This window comes from Streptomyces hirsutus (genome assembly GCF_001418415.1).
GTDB classification, from domain to species: domain Bacteria; phylum Actinomycetota; class Actinomycetes; order Streptomycetales; family Streptomycetaceae; genus Streptomyces; species Streptomyces hirsutus.
Genome location: NZ_LIQT01000535.1, coordinates 1 through 5,493 on the forward strand (window position 1 = coordinate 1; position 5,493 = coordinate 5,493).

The 5,493-nt window shown below is 74.3% G+C and carries 5 protein-coding genes and 1 pseudogene; 3 read left to right on the forward strand and 3 right to left on the reverse strand.

The annotated features are described in order from the left end of the window. Positions 1 to 55 precede the first annotated feature (55 nt). Entirely contained in the window at positions 56 to 1,582 is a 1,527-nt protein-coding gene (locus AOK11_RS33515) for a hypothetical protein (RefSeq protein ID WP_055597442.1), read from the reverse strand. A 107-nt stretch (positions 1,583 to 1,689) separates the two neighbouring features. Next, positions 1,690 to 2,445: a beta-phosphoglucomutase family hydrolase gene (locus tag AOK11_RS33520; RefSeq protein ID WP_055597446.1), complete on the reverse strand. Its 756-nt coding sequence runs from the start codon at positions 2,443 to 2,445 to the stop codon at positions 1,690 to 1,692. Between the two features lie 105 nt (positions 2,446 to 2,550). Here AOK11_RS33520 and AOK11_RS33525 point away from each other — a divergent pair, with 105 nt between their 5' ends. The 3 genes and pseudogenes from AOK11_RS33525 (at position 2,551) to AOK11_RS33535 (ending at position 5,012) form a co-directional block, all read left to right on the forward strand. Then, positions 2,551 to 3,207, forward strand: a complete 657-nt coding sequence (locus AOK11_RS33525; protein WP_055597443.1) for a nucleoside/nucleotide kinase family protein — start codon at positions 2,551 to 2,553, stop codon at positions 3,205 to 3,207. A gap of 152 nt (positions 3,208 to 3,359) precedes the next feature. Continuing rightward, a pseudogene (locus tag AOK11_RS33530) lies at positions 3,360 to 4,282 on the forward strand (MurR/RpiR family transcriptional regulator). A 355-nt stretch (positions 4,283 to 4,637) separates the two neighbouring features. Further along, a complete protein-coding gene (locus AOK11_RS33535; protein WP_055597445.1) occupies positions 4,638 to 5,012 on the forward strand; it encodes a hypothetical protein in 375 nt (124 codons plus the stop codon). A 25-nt stretch (positions 5,013 to 5,037) separates the two neighbouring features. Here AOK11_RS33535 and AOK11_RS33540 read toward each other — a convergent pair. Next, positions 5,038 to 5,493: peptidoglycan-binding domain-containing protein (locus AOK11_RS33540; RefSeq protein ID WP_240497589.1), on the reverse strand; the 456-nt coding region annotated here is incomplete at its 5' end.

The following is a 5,493-nucleotide window of genomic DNA, read 5'->3' on the forward strand; positions in this document are numbered from 1 at the left end:
CCCTGCCCCTCGGCCCCGGCTCCGGCCCTTGCCCTGCTCGTCCCGTCCCCGGCCCTCACTCCGGCCCGTCCGCGGCCGCGCCCTTCGGGGCGCCCTGCTCCGGCGTCGGCGCGATCCTGACCTGGAGGTCACCGATCGTGTGCGGGGGCCAGGCGCGGGCGTAGCCGGGCGGGGTTCCGCCGGGGCCGATGAGCGTGGCGACGGGGACGCGGTCGGCGGTGCTCAGTATCTCCGCCACTGTGGTGTTCTCGTTGTTCCCGCCCGTCCCGCCGGAGGAGCAGCCGGCGTAGTAGGCCACGGGGATGGCTTCGTGGCCGGTGATCAGGCAGGGCGGTCGGACGCCGAGCCGGTGCAGTTCGCCGGCGGTGCGGGCCCAGTCCCGGCGGCTGTCGGTGTTGCGGTCCACGGTGTGCATCAGGACGGCCAGTTGTACGGCCAGATGGCCGGCCAGCGCAAGCGCGACCAGTGACGTCACGACCGGCCGCCACGCCCCGGCCGGTGTCCTGACCAGGTGCCACAGCGCGTCGGCGACGGGGATCGCGAGCAGGGCGTAGGCGGGCTGGAGGAAGCGGGGCGCCGCGTACCCGATCATGAAGAGGTACGGGAGGGCGGCCGTGGCGGCGCAGGCCAGCGGCAGCACGGTGCGCAGGGCGCGCCGGGCCCGTACGGCGACGACCAGCGCGAGGACGGCCAGGAGCGGCAGGGCGAACCACCAGAGGGTGATCACCGGATGGGGCATCGTCCCCGTGCACGGGCGGCACAGCCCCCGCCCGCCCAGGCTGCGCAGTTGGTCGTCGACGGCGATCTGCAGACCGAGCCCGCCCTGGATGCGGGAGGCCTCGGCCAACCGCTCCCCCAGGCCGCCGTACCAGGCGTAGGCCTCGGCCACCCACTCGGCCGCGCCCACCGCGAGGCCCGCCGCGAGTGCGGCCAGAAGGCGGACGTGCCGACCTGCCAGGGCGAGGACCAGCAGGGGGATCGTCACCCATACGGCGTCGGTGGGCCTCATCAGCGCCATCAGCACGGCCCCCGCCGCGACGCCCCACAGCGCCCCGCGTGCCGAGCGGTCCGCGTGGTACCTCAGGAAGCAGCCGACGGCGATCAGGGCGCCGATCGCGACCCACTGGTTGGGCATGGCCTGGGGACCGTAGAAGAGGGTCACCCACAAGGACGCGAAGAAGGCGCCGGCGGTGACCAGGACCCGGGTGGGGAACAGGCCGCGCCAGGCACGCAGCGCCAGGTACAGGCCCAGGCCGGACAGGAGGGCGAGGTAGACGCGCAGCAGCGCGGTGGACTCCGACCAGGAGACGATGGGCGCCACCAGGAGGGAGACGCCCCGGGCACGCGGGGCGCTGAAGAAGGCGGTCGGGTGGTGGGAGGTGACCTGGCTGACGTAGACGATCTCGTCCCAGCCGAGTCCCAGCGCCGGACGGACGAGGACGAGTTGAGCGACGGTGAAGACGGCGGCGAGAAGGGCGAGCGGTACGGTGCCGTCCGTGGAACGTGGTGCACCCGGCGAGGACGTGCGTGCGCGTACGCGTCGCCGTCCTGTGGCGAGAAGGGCACCCTTGCCGTCGGCCATCGTCCGTCCCTCGTCCCGTGTGCCGCCGTTCCTGCCGGTCGCTTGCGCGCAAACAGAAACAAATTAACCCGCGGGGCGCGCAGGGGCAGGCGGGGCGACGATCGCGGTCACCGCTCGCCCGGTTCCCGGGGTTCTCCGGTGAGCTCGGCGAGGTCCGTCACGACCCGGTCGGCGCCATGGGCGTAGAGCGCGGCCGACCGGCCGACGCGGTCCACGCCGACGACGTAGCCGAAGCGGCCGGCGCGGCCCGCGTCCATGCCGGCCAGCGCGTCCTCGAACACGGCGGCCCGGCCGGGCGGGACGCCGAGATCCCGGGCGGCGGCGAGGAAGGTGTCGGGGTGCGGCTTGCCGGGAAGGTGGCGTTCCGCGGCGACCACACCGTCCACGCGGGCGTCGAAGAGGTGCTCGGCGTCGAGGGCGTGCAGCACGTCCCGGCAGTTGGCGCTGGCGGAGACGACGGCGGTGCGCAGGCCGTCGGCGCGAGCCGCCTCGATGTAGCGCAACGTGCCCTCGTAGGCCTCCACTCCGCCGCTGCGGATCCTTTCCAGGAACAGCTCGTTCTTGCGGCGGGCGAGCCCGTGCACGGTCGCGGTGCCGGGCGGATCGTCCGGCGCGCCCAGGGGCAGGCCGACGCCGCGGGAAGCGAGGAAGGTGCGTACGCCGTCGACCCGCGGGCGGCCGTCCACGTACTCGGCGTAGTCGGCGTCGGTGAACGGCCGGAAATCCGCGCCGTCCCGCTCGCGCAGGAAGGCGTCGAACGCCTGCTTCCAGGCCGCCGCGTGGACCGCGGCAGTCCTGGAGATGACACCGTCGAGATCGAAGAGGCAGGCCAGGATGTTCTCGGGCAGACCCAGATCCGTCATACCGGACATGATCCCGCGTCCCGGCGGACAGCACGCGGCGAAAAGCGGACGGCGACGGGACCGCGGGCGCCGTCCGGGCGGCGGGCGAGTGACACACTCTCCCGTGTGACGCCGACCTTCGACGATCTCCTCCACCGCGCCCGGGCCCTCGGCCGGGACGGCCGACGCGCGCTGCTCGGCATCGCGGGCAGCCCCGGGGCGGGGAAGTCCACGCTCGCCGGGGAGCTGGTGCGGGCTCTGAACGGCGCCGGGGAGCCGTGGGCCGCGCACGTCCCGATGGACGGCTTCCACCTCGCCGACGCCGAACTGGACCGGCTCGGCCGCCGGGACCGCAAGGGCGCCCCGGACACCTTCGACGCGGCCGGGTACGCGGCCCTGTTGCGGCGGCTGCGCGAGGAGCCGTACGGGGACGTCGTGTACGCGCCCGGTTTTGAACGGACGCTGGAGCAGCCCGTCGCGGGGGCCGTTCCGGTGCCGCCGACGGCCCGGCTGGTGGTGACGGAGGGGAACTATCTGCTGCTGGACACCGGTGCGTGGGCGCGGGTGCGGTCGCAGCTCGACGAGGTCTGGTTCTGCGAGCTGGACGAGGAGGAGCGGGCGCGGCGGCTGGTGGCCCGGCACGTGGAGTTCGGCAAGCGCCAGGACGAGGCGGTGGCCTGGGTCGCGTGCTCGGACGGGCCCAACGCCGAACTGGTCGCGCGGACCCGGGACCACGCGGACCTCGTGGTCCCGGCGTCGGCGGTGCCGCGTGTGCACCGCTGATGGGCGGGCCTCTCGTGTGCCGTCGGCGGGCGGGTGGACCGGTGGGTCGCTCTTCGCCCGGGGCCGTGCGGTGTCCCCCGCATCGCTCCCCCCTGTCCGCCACGCTGCGTGAGCTGAATTGACCCCTCGTGGGAGACGAAGGAGGCGCCCCGGTGCCATCGCCGCAGCAGGCACGCGCGCAGGCATCCGCGATCACTTCGGGGAAGGGCACGAGGAGGCGGAGGTGTCCCCGGCGTCCCAGCTCCGCGCGCTGTTCGACCGGCCTCGGCTCTCCCCGGGCCAGCGGCGCATCGCCCGCTATCTGATCGAGCACCTCACCGAGGCGGCGTTCCTGTCGATCACGGACCTCGCCGAGCGGGTCGGGGTGAGCCGGCCCTCGGTGACCCGGTTCGCCTCGGTGGCCGGCTTCAGCGGCTACCCCGCGCTGCGGGAGAGGCTCCAGGTGATCGCGCTCGGCACGCTCCCCGGCGGGCCCGCGGAGGAGAACCGGGGCAACGAGTTGCAGGCGGCGGTGGACGCCGAGATCGGGAACCTGGAGAACCTGCGGCGGGATTTCGCCGGTTCCGACCGGGTCGTCGGGACCGGCCGCGGGCCGGCGGCGTCCACGCCGCTGACCGTCCTCGGGCTGCGCATCTCCGTCTCCCCGGCCGAGTACTTCGCCTACGCCGCCCGCCGTGTCCACCCGGACGTCCGGCTGGTGACCCGCGGCGGCAGCGTCGCCTACGACGCGCTGCCGCAGTCACGGGAGGCCGGCGGCACGTGGGTGCCGGCGTTCTCCATGCCGCGGCACGCCCAGGAGACCCTGCCGGCGGTGCGGGTCGCCCGGGGCGCCGGACCGAAGGTCGCGCTGATCACCGACCTGGCGCTGGGCCCCCTCGCGGACGAGGCCGACGTCGCCTTCGCCACCGGCGCCGGATCACGCCTGGCGTTCGACTCGTACGCGGCTCCGGGTGTGATGTGCGCGGCGCTGCTCCAGGCCATGACGGACGCGGACCCGGAGCGGTCCCGGTCCCGGTCCCGGCTCGACGAGTACGAGCAGGTCGCCGAGCAGCACCAGTTCTTCCTCAGGGACTGATCCCCCGAGGGGCCGCTCCCCGCCGGCGCCCTCGAGTGGGCCTTCCCCTTCGAAGCACGCATGAATGTTTTCATACGCCTTGCAAACCACATCGCATATATAAATACTGCTGGCGGATCACGACATGTCCGCTCCGGACCGAGATCCGTACCCACCCCGTCATCACCCGCTCCGCCCGGAAAGCCGACGGTCCGCCCCTGCGCAGCCAGACACCTTCGCAGCGGATGACGTCCGCCCCGACCGGACACCCGCACGAACGCCCGAACCCGCCGGCTCCTACCCGCTCCGACGGCCGCGCCGGGCCAGGGCCGCCCCACCCGTCGCCCACCCCAGCGACGCCGCACACCCGGAAGCGATGATCATGACCGTGACCTCCACGCGCCTCAGCCCGGACTGGCCCTGCCAGGTCAAGGCACCCGGCAGCTACGACTGGGAACGCTCGGCGGCCAAGTGGCTGCGCGAGCTGGTACCGGCGCGCTACGCGAGCTACCCCGCGTTCATCCGGCACCCCGTCCTGCTGGCGCGGCACGCCCAGATCCAGGTCGAGCACGAGATCCGAGTGGCGCGCACCGCTCTCCAGACGGCACGGGCCGACCTGCCGCGGCTCGGCCTGCACGAAGGGGTCATCGAGCACACGATCAAGCTGTACGCGGCCGAGCTCATGCAGTTGCAGCACATCGCGCGCAGCGTGCGCGCGGTCACCCGGGCCCTGGTGGAATCGGGCCGCTGACCGGGCGGGACGCGCCGGACGGGCATCACCCGGTACGGGACTCCAGCGCGCGGCGGGTGTCGTCGCCGTAGACGCCGGTCTCGTCGCCCTGGACGCCGTACCAGAGCTGGAACCGGGCGACGGCCGCGGACAGGACGGCGTCGTAGCGGCCGCTGGTGGCGCCGTCGCGGTAGACGTCCGGGATGCGCAGGAGGCGTTCCTGGAGTTCGGCCACTTCCGGGCCCGAGTCGCCCTCGCTGAGGAACCCGGGGGCGGCCGGGGCCCGCTGGGGCGGCGCGACGGGCTCGGCCGCGGGCGGGCTCGTGGTGGGGCGGGGGTCCGGCACGGCCCGGTCCTCGGTGCGCTGTCCCAGGAGCAGGACCGCGCCGCCGAAACCCAGGACCGCCGCCGCGGCCAGGGCGATCGCCACGGCGGCACGCCGCTTCGCGGGGCTGTGCGGGGACGGATGCACGGGGATGCGCGAGGGCCGGCCGGGCACCGC

What these genes read in the sequence shown, in the direction of transcription:
- AOK11_RS33515 (WP_055597442.1), bottom strand. Translation starts at nt 1,582, where the DNA reads ATGGCCGACGGCAAGGGTGCCCTTCTCGCCACAGGACGGCGACGCGTA.
- AOK11_RS33535 (WP_055597445.1), top strand. Translation starts at nt 4,638, where the DNA reads ATGATCATGACCGTGACCTCCACGCGCCTCAGCCCGGACTGGCCCTGC.
- AOK11_RS33520 (WP_055597446.1), bottom strand. Translation starts at nt 2,445, where the DNA reads ATGACGGATCTGGGTCTGCCCGAGAACATCCTGGCCTGCCTCTTCGAT.